The organism is Viridibacillus soli, from assembly GCF_016612995.1.
Classification (GTDB): Bacteria; Bacillota; Bacilli; order Bacillales_A; family Planococcaceae; genus Viridibacillus; species Viridibacillus soli.
Window position 1 is genome coordinate 345,809 of sequence record NZ_JAEOAH010000003.1, and the last position, 19,788, is coordinate 365,596.

Consider the following 19,788-nt stretch of genomic DNA (forward strand, 5'->3'; position numbering starts at 1 on the left):
ATATTATGATATTACTAGTTACAATCCTTTCATATTGTATTCTTCCATCAAAATACCTACAGTTATTACTAAAATTAGAAAATCGTTATCATAGGGAACGTTTAACCTAAAGTCAGGCTTAGAATAACTACTTTTTAATTGTTCAATCTTTTCAGGCTGAAACAATCCTTGCTTTTTAATACGATCATAAGAAAGCAAATCATTTATCCATTCAATATTTTGATTTAGTAGTTGTGGACTCCCCGGAGCAGTAAATGCAAATTTCGGCCGGTTTGAAATTTCTGTTGGTATTAGTCCTTCTGAAATCTTTTTTAAAATATACTTTTCTTCAAATTCCTTAAGCTTTAAGCCTGGGGGAATTTTAATTGCGAATTCGATAAAATCTTTATCTAAGAATGGGTATCTTGCCTCGACTGAATTAGCGAATGACATCCTATCTCCATGATCAGAGAGTAGATGATCACACATCCTAAGTTTAAAGTCTACGTACGACCTTTTATGTAATATATCAATGTTCGCTAGTCGCTCTTTATTAACTATAAAATGATTAAGGCAATTAATATCTTCATACATATTGTTGATTTCATCTGAATAAAGACCTTTTTTTATTTGTTGAAATGCAAAATAATCTTTTTCGTATAAAAACGTCTTATCTCCCCAAATATCCCCCCTAAAACGATCTTCAATTGAGTCATTGGAAGTCACTTGCCTCCCCTGCATTTGTTTGAGTTTATCGAATCTGTATCCAATATAACCTCCGAATAGTTCGTCTGCCCCTTCACCAGTTAACACGACTTTTAGACCAAATTCTCTCACAAGATTCGATAATTTTATTGAAGCAGTATTATAAGTTTCTTTTAGCGCACATTCAGAATGGTAAACAACTTTGCGCAGCTCTTTCTCTATATCAGAAAATTTAAATAAATGCTCATGATGCATAGAATTTACATGTTGTGCCATTAGTCTCTGATATTTAGATTCAGATATTTCTTTATCAGTAAAATCGATAGAAAAAGAGTGCCGCCGCTTTGAATCTATTTGGTTAATCTTTGCTGCAATAATGGAGGAATCTAATCCACCACTTAAATAAAAGCTAACCGGGACATCAGCCTGAAGCCTATATTTGACGGATCTAGTTAGTAAGTCATCCAATTGTTCGATATAATATGATTCGTCCTTGACATACTCTATCTCACCAATTTTAGGATAGACTAAGTCCCAATACTCATTGACTTTAATGTTGCCCGAATTGTTTATAATCATGTAATGACCGGCTTTTAAGCTATTAATATCCTTAAACATCGTTCGCGGGCTAATCAAACCTGGAAAAGTCATTACTTGATCAAGACCTACTAAATCTATTTCCCTTTTTACAGCTGGATACTCTAATATAGCTTTTATTTCTGATGCAAATATGAACATATTATCAACAACCGTATAAAAAAAAGGAGCAATACCAACATAATCTCTTGCACAAATTAGTGTTTCCTTTTTAAAATCGTAAATTGCAAAGGCAAACTGTCCGTTCAGTTTGTTGATAAAGTCAACGCCATATTCTTCATAGAGATGTACGATACACTCAACATCACAATTTGTCTTTAATTTATGTCCTCTTAATCTTAAGTCTTTGCAAAGTTCTTTATAGTTGTAAATCTCTCCATTACAAATTAATGCTATCGAGCGGTCTTCATTAAAAATTGGCTGCGTACCACCTTCTAAATCTATAACACTCAATCTAGTAAAACCAAAACCTATATTTTTTGTCACAAAACAGTCAAATTCATCTGTTCCTCTATGTCTTATCTTTTGTGCCATATTATAGATAGTATTTTTATTGATTCTACCTTTATTATTCATATCTAACATTCCAACTATTCCGCACATATGAACACCTCTAACTATTACATCAATTTTGATAGTACAACTCTATGATTATATTTTAGCTTGTCTGAAGCAGCTACCTTAATTAAAGGTTTGGCAAGTACTGAAGTCGAATCTACTAAGATAATATCCACTACTTCGCTTTCCTCTAAAGTAAGAGGACCCTCTCTACACCTTTTAATAAGTTTATTTTTGACTGCTCAGTAACAAGATTTGACTGCGCTTTAATTATTCCGTACTAAGGGTTATAAATGGAGTCATGGATAAAGTCATATTGCACGTGAACGCCAGGCATCACGACGCAAAAACCTTTAGCTTCAAAATTCTTGTTATACTTGTCTGTCCTTTACATCCCATTGTAATCATAACTCCAATCGTTTTATCTTCTGGATAATTCTCCTCGATAAAATTTACAACCTCTTCAATCATATCCACTAATGTAATTCCATTTTTGTGATTGGCTAAATCTTTTCTTTAATCACATTAAAAATTTGCGGGGCGTGTACTGTATTACATGAAATACCGACAATATCCGCCCCTACAATTTCTAATTAACTAATAATCTCAATAAAGGTAAAAGCGAGATTTTAACTAAATCGCCATAACAAAACTAGTTCTATCTCCTATTTCAGGCTGTAATAATACGAAGATATCATTCAAATAAATACTATTTTTATAAATTTTAGTATTATTAAAGATTTGTTGACTGAATCCATCCCTGAATAAGTGCCAGCTCCCTAATAACGCTTATGATTTTATCTTTATATACTCTTCTCTCTCTGCCTTTAATAAAGCCTCAAAATTTAATTACAATTCCTCGTTGAAATCTTGAAGCACTTGGTTCAGCGAATATTGTGGTAAAATTGAGATTTCTGAGATATTGATATCAGGATTGTTTATAACTTGTTGAACGATTTCATTCATATAGTCTTCTATACTATTAATGAAATCTTGGTTGCAGACGTTTGCGTTATATATTAGCTTCGCTTTCATTCCTTCTTCCTCAGGCTCAAGAACAATTGTCAAATCTAGGTTTGTCTGTTCAAGCTCCTCAATATCACTAATTGTAAAACCCCGTTCATCTTTTTGACTAATGATCCTCTGGAATTCATCTCGATATACATAGTTTTCAAAGCTAATAACGCTGTTAAATAATGCTTCTCCACCATTTACATTAGCTTGTATTTCCGCTAATGAAACATAACTATATTTATTTCCGTGAATCATATCTTCATGCACTTTTTTTAATATGTCACTAAAACGCTCTTTTTGATTGCATTGTATTCGCAGAGGTATTGTATTAATGAAAAGTCCAACAATATTTTCTATATCTTGAAGATCATATGGCCTTCCAGAAACAACTACTCCAAAGACGACATCATCAAGGTGATGATATTTTTGCAAGAGTATACCCCAAATTGTTTGAAAAACAGTACTTACTGTGACTTTTTCCTTCTTCGAAATGTCTTTCAGCGCCTTATAATCATTTCTAGAGATAACAAAATTTACTTCTCGTCTATCATTCAATATTTTACTTAAACCATTTTGATAATCTGGTAAATAACAATTAGACATGTAGTCGCTCATATATTTCTTCCAATATGCTAATGATCCTGATTTATCTTGTCTTTCCAACCAGTTAATATAATTGTGATACGGTATTGCTTCTTCTAGATGAACCTGTTCCTTTTCCATTGAAGAACGATAAAATAAATAAAGCTCCCTTATTAAGATACCTATACACCATCCATCCATTAGGATGTGATGAAAACTCCATAAAAACTTAGAAGTGTTAGCTGATGTTTTAAACAGGGTCATTCTCATCAATAAATCCTTTGAAAGGTCAAATGTATGGCTTAAGTCCTCTTGTTTAAATTTATCAATATACTGCTTTTGTTTCTCTCCATTGAGATGAGTTAGATCCTTAATACGTATCTCGATTGGACGCTTTCTCATCACAACTTGATGAGGCTGCTTTAAATTGTGATATTCGAAAACTGTTCGAAGTATATCATGCCGCTCGATCAATTTATTAAAGCTATTTTCTAACAATTTAATATCAATTAATCCAGACATCTTAAATAATACTTGCTGGAAGTATGCACTCGATGTACTGTCTCTCAACCAATTTAACAACATTGCATTTTGCATTGGTGAAAGCGTATAAACTTTACTAATTTCTCCACCATACTTCTCCATAAAGATATCCAATTCTTCTATTGATAATGTTTGTATACCGAAATCATCTGGGGTTAATTCCGGATATTTTTTTGTTATACAATGTTTAATTACTAAAACTAAGTTATTTTTATAAGCTTCGGTTAGTTTAGTTATAGTAGAATGATCGTATTCATGCTTGTTGTAATTTATATTCACTTGAAGTTTTCCATTAATAATGATGGCATCTATATCTAATGTGTATTGCCGATGCTGTTTTAAGCTTACTGGCTGTCCAAAATTAACGTTCGTAACTGCAAATAAATCATGCTCTGATTCTTCAGGAAACTGACCTAAGTAATTAAAATTTACTTCAGGATTTAATTTAAATTTAAGATTGCGCTTGTTTTCCTTTGTGGTTAAATATTTTAAAATACCGTAACCTATCCCTTTATTAGGCACTTGTCTTATGCTTTCTTTTGTATATTTAATTGCATATGAAAGCTCTCCCATTTGCGAAGTATCTAGTAATATTGGATATTGGGAGGTAAACCAGCCAACGGTCCTTAACACATTAATACCTTCTACAACTTTTTCTCGACCATGGCCTTCAATATTGATTGGGATATTTCCTTCGCCTACCCATTGTTTTAAAGTAAGCCCTAAAGCAGTTAATAATAGTTCATTTACATTAGTGTTAAATGTATGATGTGCATCTTTTAAAAGCTGTTCAGTTTCTTCTTTTGAGAGTGTGGTAGTAACGACCGCACCATCTATAATATGGTTTTCCTCTGTCTTACCATCTTTAGGAAGAGTAACCGTCTGCACAGTCTCCATATCTCGCCAATGCTTTATTTCACTTAAAAGCTGTGGTGAATTTGCATAACGATGAAGTGCATTCGACCAAATCTTATATGAATGAGTTTTATCTTGCAGAGATACTTTTGAACGATTTTTCACTTGCACATAAGCAGCTGTAAAATCCTCTAGAATTACTCTCCATGAAACTCCATCAACAACTAAATGATGAATGACAATGGCTAAATAATCACCTTGTTCAGCTTTAAACACTATGGCATTAAGTAACGGTCCATGTTCTAACGATATGCTTGAATGGAGTTCATTTACCCTTTGTATCATCTGTTCCATAAAGTCTTCTGTCGGCTTTAAGTCACACACTTTAAATCCAAATAGAGTATCAGCTTGATTTTGCTGAATCACTTCTTCACCTTTAATCGAGTAGATCATTCTTAGCGCATCATGGTGTGCAACAATGTTCTTTAATGACTCATATACATTGTCATGATCGAACCCATCCTTTTTAAACAGTAAAACTGATTGATTAAAATGATTCGATTCTGCAAACTTTTGAGTAAAAAACCAACTTTGAATAGGCGTTATTGGGATTTCACCTACCACTTCATCTTGACTGATTCTTGTTATAGTTGTTGTAACATATTTACTGACTTCTAATATCGTTTGATGTTTCAGTAAATCCTTTACGTCAAGGTTCAGGTCGTATTCTACTGCACGAGCAGCCACTTGAATGGCTTTTATCGAATCGCCCCCAAAGTGGAAGAAATTATCCATGATTCCAACCCTTTTAACATCTAATACTTCACACCATAATTCAGCAAGCTTTTCCTCTACATCATTTCGCGGTGCAATATACTCTATTTCACTATTTACATTAGGTTTAGGCAATGCTCTTTTATCAATCTTGCCATTAGGTGTAAGAGGCATATGCTTAAGTAAGACAAAATAAGCGGGAATCATATAAGTCGGTAATTGCTTTAATAAGTGTTCTCGTAGATCATGCACCATCACATCACTATTAGAAACAACATAAGCACAAAGGGAGTTATTAGATGCTTCAAGAACAACCATTGCTTGCTTTATATTTTTGTGTTTTAATAGGGCTGCTTCAATTTCTCCGAGTTCAATTCTATACCCTCTTAGCTTTACCTGATCGTCAATCCTCCCAATGTAAGTGATATTTCCGTCCTCTGTCCATTTTCCCATATCACCAGTTTTGTACATTCTCTCCCCAGGAGTAAACGAATTGTGAACAAATTTCTCACTTGTTAAATCAGGCTGGCCTATATACCCTCTTGCTAATCTTTCACCAGCTAAGTACATTTCACCAGGGACACCGATTGGCTGAGGGTTACCGTACGAGTCAAGAATATAAATCTTCGTTCCTACTACAGGCTTACCAATAAGAACATCTTTATTTGGTTGCATATCCCGGTAAATAGTGGAGATAACAGTATTTTCTGTAGGTCCATATTCATTGATGAGCTCTACACCGCCAAGTTTCTTTTTACTCTCATTAACTAAATCGACACTTGTCTTTTCTCCAACAAGGGTGACTATGTTTAAACTACTTAAATCGCTCGGTTCTGAAACTTGCAACAGTGTGGAATAGAATGTAGGAATTGAAATAAAATGTGTAACTTTTTTATCTCTAATGTAATCTACTATACGCACTGCATCTTTTGTCTCTTCTGAACTTAGCAAAATAACTTCAGACCCTGAGATGATCGGCGTAAAAAAGCTAGTCAGGAAACCATCGAAAGCATGAGAAAACATCTGGAGTACAGTATTCGCACTATCAAGCTTGTATTCATTCTTTCTCCACTGAATTGAACGAGAAATACTTTCATGTTCAACCATTACACCTTTTGGATTTCCAGTTGTACCAGATGTATAAATGACATAAGCTAAGTCTTTCGGATCATTAAAATGTTCTAAGTTTGAGCCATCAATTGATTCATCAATTTTATCTATCATCATAACTGAGCAGTCTATGCCAATTTTCGTAAGTTGATCTAATACTTGTATTGCCAAATCCCCATTTTCCACCAACAAAAGAGATATGTTACAATCTTCAATCATAAATGCAAGTCTTTCAGCGGGTTGCTCTGGGTGCAATGGAAGATAAGCTCCGCCTGATTTCAAAACACCAAGGATCCCAATTATTAGATCAAATGAGCTTTCTGCAAGGATACCAACAATTTTTTCTTTTTGGATTCCCTTGTTTTTTAGCGTTCTACCTAGCTTATTTGCCGCAACATTTAATTCATCATATGTTAAGGTGTTAGAAATAAATAAATGACAATCTGGAACATCCTTTTCATAAGAATGAATCGTAATAGCTGGTAAATTCGGAGTCTTTGCTACTTGTTCCTCAAATAATGTATGAAGAATAGTCGGTTTATTATCATCATAGGTGTCTTTGTTAAACTCGAATATTTTTTTCCTCCCAGATTTACTACACATATCTATTTCATAAATCTTTGACATTGGTTTTTCAGTAATATGCCTTAAAATATTGACATAATGTTCTGCTAAACGAATCAAAGTGCTTCTTTTAAAAAGAGTTGTAGAATAATCCAGACTAAAATGAATTTCACCATTTTTCTCTATTGTATTTAATGCTATGTCAAAACTAGAAACTCCAGTACTATATTCATAGATTTTCATCGCCAGCTTTTTCGACTGTAACACTTCATCATCGTTGTTTTGCATTGTAAATAGATGGTTAAATATTGGATTTTTACTTGGATCTCTATCAACACTAAGTTGGCTGACAAGTTCTTCCAACGGATAATCTTGGTAATCAAAAACTTGAAATATCTTATCTTTTATTTCCGTAAGATAATCCATAAAAATCTTGTTACCTGAAGGTAAACTGCGTACTGCTAAAGTATTGACAAACATCCCGATAACACTCTCGGTTTCGAGATGGTTTCTCCCAGAAACTGGCGTACCAATTACAATATCCTCTTGTCCGCTATATTTAGCGAGCAATATGTTGTAGGCTGCCAGCAAAACCATATACAATGTCGCCCCTGATTGTAAGGCTAAGTTATTTAAATGGTCGGCAAGGTCTAAATCTATACTGAAATATATTGTATCTCCTTCAAAGTCCTTGATTGGCGGTCTTGTATAATCTGAAGGGAAATTTAAAGAAGGAATTCCATCTTTAAATTCATTTAACCAATAAGCTTCTTGTTTTTTCGCTTCTTCAGTTTGGAGGAACTGAAGAAGCCAAACAGAATAATCCTTATATTGTATTTTCTGTTTAGGTAAAACACGTCCGTCATATAATTCAACAAACTCTTTTAGGAATAAACTACCCGATAAACCATCAGCTATAATATGATGGAATTCGCAAAGAAGTATATATTTTTCAGAGTCTATTTTCATAAGAACTACTCTCAATAATGGCGGTTTCGTTAAATCAAATGGCTTAAGAATATTTTTAATTGTCTGCCCTATTTCTTCTTCATCTACTTCTAAATAAGAAATAGCTAGCTCAACTCTGTCACAAACCTTTTGTACTGGGACGTCGTCTACCATCTCAAACACGGTACGGAAAGATTCATGCCTTTGAATTAAAGAATGCAGCGCATATTCTAGCTTTTCTTGGTCAAGCTTTCCCTCAATAACGAGTGCACCTGACATGTTATTTCCAGTTGTTTCACCATATGTCTTTTGTAAGATAAAAAGCCTTTTTTGCGCTGGTGCTAACGGATAATACTCTAACTTCTCAACTGGATTAATCTTATCAATATTCTCTTGCTTATTTGTATGAAGACTTTTTGCTAAGTTTCTAATTGTTCTATTCTCAAACACCAATTTCAGAGGAACTTTTACTTGAAAAATTTTATTTACTCTTGAAGCGAGTGCTGCTATTTTTAAAGAATTTCCTCCTAATTTTAAAAAGTCATCATTAACGCTAATCCTATCAATCCCTAATATTTCACGCCAAATGTGAAGTAACCGTTCTTCTGTTTCGTTTTCCGGCAAGCTACTATTGTCAAATCTATCTGATATTTGTTCTGGATTTCTATAATAATCAAATGAATTCACTTCGCTCGCTTCCCCTAAATATTTCACCTTTCCACCCGGAAGATATTTAGCCATTTTCCCTGTATGAACTAACTCAGCATTTTCTATTTTTCTATTTTTACTAATACAAATTTCGCCTATAGAGCTGATAGGAACAGGTTTACTTTCTTCATCCAAAATTAATACACATACTTCGCTGCTGTTAGACAGCTCAAAATTATTCAATAGATCAGGAGCCTCACTTTTTAAGCTCTGCTTAATTTTCTCCTGTTCTGAGCTTAACATTCTAGTAAGATCGTCTTTAGAATATATAGGAAGATTACAAACAGCTGAGTTTGCATTTTCAACAACTGCATGTAGTAAGCTTTCAAAATGCATCATCCATGCTTGTACTGTTTCATCAGTAAATTTATCGGTATTATAATCGCAATGAATATGCAATCTTGCATCTATTTCGACCACGTTTAAAAAGATGTCGTAGTTTACATAGCCAATTGGATAAGCAACATAACACGCCTTCCTCCCCGCAAAATCTGGCAGTTGAATAGAGGGATCCATGTTAAATATAATATCCAAATTCGGAATATGGTCTTGGTCTAGTTCGTCAACTAACATTGGAAGTGTAACTTTCTGGTGCTCATTCAGCATCATAATTTGTTCTCTCACTGAAGTTAAATAATCAGCAAAAGACATATTAGCAAACACTTTACTGTATAATGGAAGTAAATTTGTACACTGCCCTACTAAATTGTGATCCTCCATTGAGAGCTGACCTGCGAACGGTATTCCCACTACAATTTTTTTTTGTGATGTAAGTCGAAATATTAATGTTTTGAATGTTGTTAATAAAGTGATAAACAATGTATTGTTATGTTGTAAGCTGACGCTTTTTAGTTTGTTGCATAATTCAGTGTCTAATACAACATTTGTTCTCGCTCCACGGAAAGTCTTTAAATAATTTTCGGGAAAATCGCTCGGCAACTGCGCTATTGTCTTTAAACCAGTAAATTGCTTCGCCCAAAAAGAGAGAGCTTTCTTAATTTCAGAACCATTTCGAATACTTTGATTCCAATTTACGTATTCCCTAAATAATACAGGTTCCACTAATTCGTATGGAAGTTTACGAACCTTTGCTGTATATATCTTTGCTAGCTCATTTATTAATACTCCAATAGACCATCCGTCACAGATAATATGATGAGCAGTGAAAACTAACAACTGTTTGTTATCATTTAGACTCAATACACTTAGTCTGATTAAAGGACCGTTTACTAAATCAAATACCCTACTCTTATCTTGTTCAAACCATTCCTTTAGACTTTCTGTTTGTGAATTAAAGGGTAAATTTGAGAAATCGTATAATTCCGTTTTTACTGAAAATTCAGAAACAACTTCTTGAAAATCACCATCTGCATGAATGCGAGTTCGCAACGCTTCATAATGTGAAACGACTTTTTGAAAAGCCTTGTCTAATATATTTATATCCAATTGACCATTTATTTCAAAAAGGACAGACTCATTACATGCAGCAGAACCTTCTTCCCCCATTTGTGAGGCAATCCAAATTTGTCTTTGTTCTTCTGTTAAAGGAAGAGCAGATGCGGTATTAGCTTGATCTCCCCCATATATTTTATTAACCGATATTTGCTGTAATGCGTTAAGCAAATTTGTGTTAGATGAATTGCGTTTAGTTGTTGAAGGAGGCGGATCAGGAAGAAAACCTCCATCTTGCATTTCATGAATTGTTTCTGTTACAGCATTGACAATTTTGATTATGTCTTCATTTGAATGAGCAGTCGATAAGAAGCAGTTTCTACCTTCCCAAATATAGATTCCTTTGTTAATTAAATGATAGTAAAACAATTCTAAATCACCGTTTAATACAAAACGGAATAGTGAACCAAAATAAACCACTTTTATCGGCACACCCGAGTCTTCTAATACACTGTTAAGTTCGTTAGCAAGTAATTCTGTTTTTTTGTTCAAATGTTCTAATACATGAGAACCCTCTTGTTTTAAATAATTTAGTACAGCCTTAGTAGTTGACATAGCAAGAGGATGATGAGAAAACGTTCCAGCCACAAATGTTCGTCTATTTTCATGAGGAGGATAAGAGTCATCACCAAAGCTCCACATCCCCCCATCAATTCCGTCCATATACTTTGCTGTTCCAGCTACAATACCAATCGGCATTCCTCCACCGACTACTTTTCCATAAGTGACGAGATCAGCGTCAATTCCGAACCAAGCTTGTGCGCCTCCAGTCTGGATGCGAAAACCTGTAATTATTTCATCAAAAATAAGTGCTGTTCCAAGCTGTGTCGTCAGCTCTCTCAATTTTTTCAAATATGCTTTCGGTTTAAAATCAGGTCTTCGGCTTTGAACAGGTTCCACGATAACCGCAGCAATATCTTTTCCGAAGCTTTTAATCACCTCTAAAGATTCCTCTGTTCCATAATTAAGAACAATTACATCATCAACCATGCTCTGGGTAATACCTGGTGCTAATGGTGTAGACTTAATATTGTCATTTCCAACTCCCCCCAACGCAAGGACACCATCATAAGTTCCATGATATGATCCTGCAAAAATGACAATCTTCGAACGTCCAGTTGCAGCACGGGCAAGACGTAAAGCTACCATAACAGCTTCCGTACCGGAGTTATAAAATGCTACTCGCTCTACACCAGTCATTTCACAAATGGCATTGGCTACTTCTCCAGCCAGCTTTGACATTGGACCGATTGGCATTCCTAATGCAAGTTCTTTGTTTAATGCTTCTCTTATAAATTCTGGATTATGTCCGAATAAATTGACACCGAATCCCATTGTTAAATCAATATATTCATTTCCATCAACATCCCAAATTTTTGAACCGTTCGCTTTATCGGCAATAATTTGATAAACTAATTCCTTTAGAATCGGTCTAAATCCAGCGATATTTCGATTGTTTGCATAAACGGAACGATAAAATTGAGTCAATGACTTCGTACCTTTTGTCCGTTCAGTGTACTGTTCAATTAAATTTTCTAAATGCTTTCTCTGCCTCGGAGTTAAATAATCTGTCTGATTCAATTGTATTTGTCGATAAGGAATAAAACTTTTACCTGTAGAAGAATGTTCATTTGGAATTACTTCAACAGTTGCTGCCGCCTCGGCACTATTTTTTTTTATAGTATTATAAATATCGTTATGCATATGTTGATTCGATTCGGTCACGGACATTTCTTGAGGAGAATGTCCAAATTGAACTAGATCAAGCTGTCGTTGTAAAATTGATAATTGCTGCTCAATCATACGTTCCATGAACGTGTTTTGTTTTACATTTACACGGTTCTCATCAGGAATCTCTGCCTGATGATTTAAATCCGATATTTCCTTAGTCTCTTGTATTTGTTCCTTAGCCGTTCTTAATGGAGTATCAACGAGATTACAAAGATGCTCAACCAATGTATGAGGTGTTGAAAGGTTACTGAACAATTCATTCAAAGGTATGGCGACATGAAACGTTTCGTTAATTAGGTTTTTCATTTGAGTCAACGAGATAGAATCAAGCCCCATTGCTAAAAATTGTGTATTCACATCAATCTTGTTAACGGGAATACTAGTTATTTTAAATATCATTTCTTTCAATGTATTTAGTATTTGCTCATTGTGCTCATTCATTTGAACTATAGGCTCCCTATTAATATTACTATTGTGTATAACATTATCCTGTTTAGATGCAATCTCAGGAATGTTAATCCAACATCTATTTTGTTCAAACGGATATAAGGGGATGCTTACTCTAGATGGTTTATTGAACTGATACAGTTGATCCCAGTTTATTTGTGCTCCTTTTACATACGAATCACCTATATCATGTAAGATTCCCTCATTTTCTCCATGCCTTGTGATAAATTCAAGTAATCTTATATTTGCTGTTTCAGTTAATTTCCATAACTCAGCTTCGGTTGTTTCCCCATTTTTTGAATTTTGAAAAGAATCAGGTACTATTCGGAAGAAACCAGTATATACTCCTTTAACTGAAGTGTAATCGTTCCGATTTGTAATAGCCTGTAACTTTTCTTTTAAGTCATTAACACTATTAACGACTAAAGCAATTCTATAATTAAAATGTGTTCTCCCTATATTAGAGGTATAACAAATGTCCGGTAAATCACTATTTGTTTTTCCATCTAAGAAAGTGATATATTCACGAATAATACGTTCTAATGTCAATTCACTTTTGGCAGACAGTGTTAAAATATTCGATTTAGCATGTTGTAATTCAATTACATGTTTTTCTTTTATATACTCTTCTAACACAACATGACAGTTTGTTCCGCTAAAGCCAAATGAACTAACCCCACACGTGCGCGGTACATTATCAGTTTCCCAATTCGCTAACTGCTTGTTAACGTATAATGGGGATTGTTCAAATTTAATGTTGCGATTTGGTTTCTCAAAATGAACGATAGGTGCTATTTTTTTGTTCTTTATAGACAGAATTGCTTTGATTAGACTAGCAATTCCTGCTGCTTCATACAAATGACCGATGTTTGTTTTCACTGATCCAATTGCACAAAATTGCTTTTTTGTTGTATATTTTTCGAAAGCCTTTTGCAAACCATCAATTTCAATTGGATCTCCAAGTTTCGTCCCTGTTCCATGAGTTTCGATATAAGTAATTGTTTCTGGTTCAACCCCTGCCTCATTCCACGCTTTCGTAATGACATCTGCTTGAGCTAATGAATTTGGTGCAGTAATTCCTACTGTTGTTCCATCTTGATTAATAGCGGTTCCCTTAATAACTGCGTATATTTGATCGCCATCACGAATCGCTTTATCTAAAGGTTTTAGTAAAATAGATGCTACACCTTCTCCACAACCTGTCCCATCTGCGTCATCGTCAAATGTCCTAGCTTTGGAATTAGATGATTCCATCCCAAGGTCTGTTTTGAATGGCAATAATATCGTTTTAACCCCACCTGCGATAGCCATATCACAGTCCCCGTTAATAATTCCTTTGCATGCTAAGTGCACAGCTACTAACGAGGAAGAACAAGCCGTATCGACTGTTACTGCAGGTCCTTTTAAGTCAAGAAAGTATGAAATTCTGCTCGATAAAATTGAAGGTAAATTCCCGACTGCATGGTCTGACAATGTATCTGGTCGAACCTCAGTTACCAATCTTTCGTAATCAAAGCTTGTTTTGGAAAAACCGACATAAACTCCAACATTCTCACTAGAAATTCCGTCTCCAGCATAGCCAGCGTCTTCAAGTGTATGCCATGCTGTTTGTAAAAATAATTTTTGATTAGGATCCATTAATGCAGCTTCTTTTGGAGTTATTTTGAAAAATTCATAATCAAATTTGTCAATTTCCTCAAGATAACCACCTTCAACAAGCTTCGCTTGATCTTTGTTTATCTTGAGATGAGATACATACCTTTCCGTATCTTTTTGTCTTGCTTTAGGATACTCCCTTACGCAGTCACTTCCTTTAATAAGGTGATTCCAATAATCCTCAATGTTACGAGCCATAGGAAATTTTCCAGAAATACCGATAACCGCTATGTCGTTTTCCCTTTGCTCTTTTATGCTACTTATTTTGTCACTTAATTGATCTTTTCGCTCCGCTGTTAAAAACAACGCTAATTTGGATAGTGTCGGATATGCAAAAAGGTCCGTCACAGACATTGAAATATTAAACTTACTTTCAATTTGGTCTGTAATTTGCACGAGCTGGATTGAAGTTGCCCCAATATCAAAATAACTATCATGAACTCCAATAAAATCCGTTTTCAAAATTTCTTTGCAAATTTTTATCAACTTTTCCTCTGCTTCATTTTTTGAAACGATTCTCATTTTTTGTGGTAACATCTTTAAGCGTTCTTGAATTTGTTTAGAAATCAATGAATATTCACCGTTTCGGTAATTTTCACTCAATTTATAACGTTCGACTTTACCGCTTGTGGTTTTTGGAATTTTTCTTATGGGTATAATATCTGTCGCATTCCAACCACCTTTCATATTTATGTGCTTCCTTAATTCTTTTGCAAGAGGGATGAAATCTTCTATACCTTTCTTATACCAAATAAATATAACAATTTTATCTTCCTGTGAATTTAAGTCTGGTACACCACATACAACCACATTGCCAAGCTCAATACCATTAACTTCCTCTGCCACTCGTTCTAGATCATGAGGGAAATAATTTTGTCCGTTTATTAAAATAATATCTTTGGAACGTCCAATGATTACTAAATGATTATTTCTTAAAAATCCTATATCCCCCGTTTTCAACCATCCATCATCGGTCATTACTTTTTCCGTTGCTTCTTTGTTGTTGTAATAACCTCTAGTAACGCTCTTCCCTTTTATTTGAATATGACCGACCGTGTTCTCATTTAATTTTTTATTTTGTTCATCACATATTCTTATATAACAATCATTAATCGCAGGCCCTACATCTAAAAAAGCGACGCATCTCGAATCACTTTTATTGACCTCCTGTACGACATCACCGATATTTAAATGCTCCCTGTTGAGATGAATGGCATTAAATTGTTCATTTTCTTTATATAGTGGTGGAATAGAAATTCCTACAGAACCTTCCGCCATACCATATGTAGTGTACATAGTTGATTTTTTCAAACCATATGTAGATAGTTCATGTAAAAATTGATTACAAACATCTACCGAAATCGGTTCTGCACCATTGTAAATGACTCGAATATGAGACAAGTCCCATTGAGTTGCAATTTTATGTTTAAAAGACGATAAGAAGTATTTGTATCCAAAATTAGGTGAACCAATTACTGTTATTTTATGTTCATTTACTTTTTTCAGCCATAAAGTCGGTCGACGAACAAAGAGTGCAGTCGGTAAAAGGTATTGGCTTACATTAGAAATAATCGGCACTAAATGAAATGCAATTATACCCATATCATGAGTAAGTGGCATCCAACTTAGGAAAGAATCATTTGATCCATACTCAGATCTGTTGATAATTGCATATACATTTGTCATTAAGTTTTCATGGGTAAGTATTACTCCTTTAGGATCACCAGTTGAACCAGAAGAAAACTGAATAAATGCAATTTCATTTGGTTTTGGCTTGTAAACCTTTCCATGTCGAGAAGCTTTAGCAATTTCATCAATCATGATTACTTTTTCATTCATTTCATTTAAAACATGACCATAATTATATTTTTCTGAAAATTCCTCTATTTTTTCCAGTACCTTATCTGTTGTGATTAAATGAGGATTAGTCATAACCTCCCATACATTAAATAACTTTTGTTTATGTTCATCATTATTTCCGACTGTAATAGGAACAGGGATGATACCGCCTAATAAACAAGCCCAAAATACATAAAGAAAATGCTCGTTATCATCAATTTGAAAAACTAATTCTTCTCCGCGTTTAACTCCTTTTAATTGCAGATGGTATAAAACTTCAAGTGCCTTATTATATAAATTTTTGTATGAAAGATATTTTTCATTTTTATCACCAGAGATAAAAGTAATCCCTTTGTCATCGATCATTTTTCTAGATTCTATAGCTTCTACTAAGGTTTCGTATTTTATCATATTTGTTACCTCCCTCAATAAAGTTCATTTACCTCTCGCATACTCTCGTTTTCTTATTATTTCATTATTACTCCATAGTTATTGGGTTCATATTGAATATAAGTTTTTTTACATGCTTGGAGCCGTCCAAACTACCCAACTGATTAAATTTAGAAAATATAGATTTTAGGATTGAGATCCATATATTCCCTCGAACTACGTATCCATTAGGGGTCTTTAGGTTAACACCAAAAATAATATGTTCTTTTATATACCTTACGATGAAGTTCTATCTAATTTAGGAGGGTTTGAAAACCATGAATTCGATTTTCAAAGATCCGAAGCTTTCCAAACTCAATGCCACGATCGGCCTAGACACGAGCTACATGTATGTCTTTGGCAACATCAATTTCAATAATTAATGTTGCTATTGTGATTTGTAAGATTTTTTGATTTTGAGTATAATGCTTGTTTTTTGTTCGAACCTCAAATTTCCTTTCTAACAGGAATACTCCTATGTTTAAATGATATTAAATTATTCCTAGATCCTTTTCAATTTGTTCAAAAATAGAAGAAACTTCGTCAAAAGGTACCTTTTTTGTCTTAAGCACAGTCCGTAACAGCGCAGTTATTTCATTTATCTCTTCCAACATTGGTTCACGGTCCTCTTCTTCTATTTTATTTTGAATAAACTGCATTTTTTTGTACAGTTTAATAACTCCCTCTACATATTCTTCTTCATTCCAATTTCGATTCCTTGTACAGACTACAGTAGCAATGCACTTATTAATTACCTCTGTATTCTTTCCTGCCTCACACTTTTTTTCATAAAGTTCCATAAAATCAGTATGATCTTCTATCGCAAAAGCCTCGATTCCATTTCTTTTTTTCTGCCATAGATGTTTTAAGATCATGTTAGGCCCCATTTCTATAACAGCATCAACATTTTGTTTTTCTAAATAACTCATCGTATCGTTCCACTTAACAGGCATCAACATTTGCTCCGCTAATATTGTAGACATATCATCCCCTTCATAAGGTAATGCTGTAACATTTGAAAGAATAGACCACTTTGGTTTATTGAACTTATATTGTTGTAGTTCTTTTTTAAATTGATTGGCTGCTAGTTTCATGTATGGACTGTGAAATGGTGCACTTACATTCAAATAAGAAACTTTGGCGCCTTTTTCCACTGCTTTCTTAACTACGATATCAACTGCGTCTTCCATTCCAGAAATGACATTTTGCAATGTTAGGTTATTGCAGGCGATAACAACAGGATTGTCTACATGAGAATATTGGCTACACAATTCTTTTAGCGAAATTTGTTCTAAGCCATTGATTGCTACCATAACACCTCGATTTGATCCTGCCGTGCCGGCCATTAATTCCCCTCTCTTTCTAACCATCTTTAGAGCATCAGAAAAAGTAATGGCCCCACTGCAAGTCAATGCAGAGAACTCCCCTAGGCTATGGCCAGCAGCATACTTCGGAATAATTCCGATTTCCTGCATATAAACCTTATAGTAAGCTACACTCACAGCTAATAAAGTAGGCTGTGTATTATTTGTTTTCGAAAGCTCTTCTAGTGAACCTTCAAAACAAAGTTTCTTTAAGTCAAAACCTAATGTATCATTTGCCTCTTCAAAAACTGTTCTAACTGTATGGAATGAATCGTAATAATTCTTTCCCATCCCTAAGTATTGAGAGCCCTGTCCCGGAAATAGTAAGGCAATTTTTTTCAAGTTCCACCCTCCCAGTTAAACTTACTTACTTACTTACTTACTTACTTACTTACTTACTTACTTACTTACTTACTTACTTACTTATCTATAATTATATTGAGTAAAGAAAGACTAACTTAATTTCCCTATTTGTATGATAGCCTCACTTTGCTCTTTAACACCTTCATCTTCCTATTTCTAGATGTTACAAAGTACAATGTTTCAAATGCTAAGCCAATCCCAATAGTAATAAAGGGAAGAGTTTCTCAGGATTTAGATGCAAAGTATGTTCCTTTTATCATGACGTTACTCTTTCAATTATAGAAGAGTACTAGCTTCATCTAGCTGTCTTCTACCTTTGCAATTTGTAGTTACGGTGAAGTGATGTATTTCAACAAATACTGGAATCAACTCTGGATATAGACCAAATTCTAAAGCGAGTAAAGCTCTCTTCTTCAGTAGCAGCAATCAACTCACCATTCTGAATAATACAACATGAGGAATCATGATAGTCAAATGAAATATCTACGACATTAATGTCATTTTTTATTTACCATTTGAGAATTTTTAATACGCTGAATATCTTTTAAATCCACCGTCATCTCTCCTTTTTATTTATTCGCTTCAATTAAATCTTATTATTCTGAATAAAAATAAAATTAAAAATAAAGTATTATTGTAAAAAAAAAACCTTACAATGAAATTGCAGCTGGCTTCTGTTTAAGTCCAATAATAAAGGATAACTATTATGGACAAGAGCACACCTCCTCCATCATCTAGTAAATCGGTATTGCTATCAAAATTCAAAACACTTTGAATAAGTTGCGAAGCATAAGCAACATAACTTATCTACAAAGACTTATCACGGAATAAAAAATGAGGTTAGTATGGCTATTTCCGCTATTTCATGCTCCGATGTTATTTGTAAAATCTAGAGCATTCATTATAAAAATAAGCAAAATATGACCAAATCAACTTGAAGTTCGATAAAAAAGCCATATTTATGTTTGATCAGCATATTGAAGCAACGTTAATGGTTTTTATTTATTTTCTTTTAAAAAGACCATAAGTATCAAATAGAGCTCGTAAAGCCATATTCAGTAGTTATTATGTTAAAATATTGAGTTTTTGCAATTTACTATCTCAAAATGCCATTTAACATTAAATGGTTTTTTACCTAATCTTTTCACAGTATATTATATAATTTCCAAATATTCAACAAAAGATTGATTTTTTTTATCTATTTTTACATAATATTTACAATTAAGTGAAAGTCATTAGCGTTGAACAAATAATCAGAGAAAAGTAAAGAGTTCGAACATGGAATAATCATTAATAATATCCCGAATTATATCTTAAAGGAGTTTAGTTTTATCCATAATTTTACAATTTAGCATAACCAAGTCGCCTTCGCCCTTGTGATGGTCGATTGAGTTGTTTAAAAAGCTACCTTATAAAGGAAATGAAATTTTCCGCCCCATATTCACCTAAAGCTCAAGCATTTCAAGGATAATTCCTTAATAACTTACTTTTTTCTTCATCAGTAAATTCAAACATAAAATATGCTTACCTTCTCTAAGGTCTTGCATTTAATCAAAATCAATTATATTTA

General features: G+C 33.8%; 3 protein-coding genes and 1 pseudogene. All 4 read right to left on the minus strand.

The annotated features are described in order from the left end of the window. Window positions 1-18 precede the first annotated feature (18 nt). Complete coding sequence (asnB, locus tag JFL43_RS03565) at window positions 19-1,884, minus strand: asparagine synthase (glutamine-hydrolyzing) (protein WP_200747953.1); 1,866 nt, start codon at window positions 1,882-1,884, stop codon at window positions 19-21. Window positions 1,885-2,688: 804 nt separating this feature from the next. After that, window positions 2,689-16,473 carry a non-ribosomal peptide synthetase gene (locus tag JFL43_RS03570; protein ID WP_200747954.1) on the minus strand — a complete coding sequence of 4,595 codons (13,785 nt, stop codon included), beginning with the start codon at window positions 16,471-16,473 and terminating at the stop codon, window positions 2,689-2,691. A 278-nt stretch (window positions 16,474-16,751) separates the two neighbouring features. Then, window positions 16,752-16,958, minus strand: a pseudogene (locus tag JFL43_RS03575) (hypothetical protein); the annotation flags it as partial. Between the two features lie 24 nt (window positions 16,959-16,982). Beyond that, window positions 16,983-18,197 (minus strand): ACP S-malonyltransferase, encoded by a 1,215-nt coding sequence (gene fabD, locus JFL43_RS03580; protein ID WP_200747955.1) that lies wholly within the window; start codon window positions 18,195-18,197, stop codon window positions 16,983-16,985. Window positions 18,198-19,788: the final 1,591 nt, after the last annotated feature.

What these genes read in the sequence shown, in the direction of transcription:
- asnB (WP_200747953.1), bottom strand. Translation starts at nt 1,884, where the DNA reads ATGTGCGGAATAGTTGGAATGTTAGATATGAATAATAAAGGTAGAATC.
- JFL43_RS03570 (WP_200747954.1), bottom strand. Translation starts at nt 16,473, where the DNA reads ATGATAAAATACGAAACCTTAGTAGAAGCTATAGAATCTAGAAAAATG.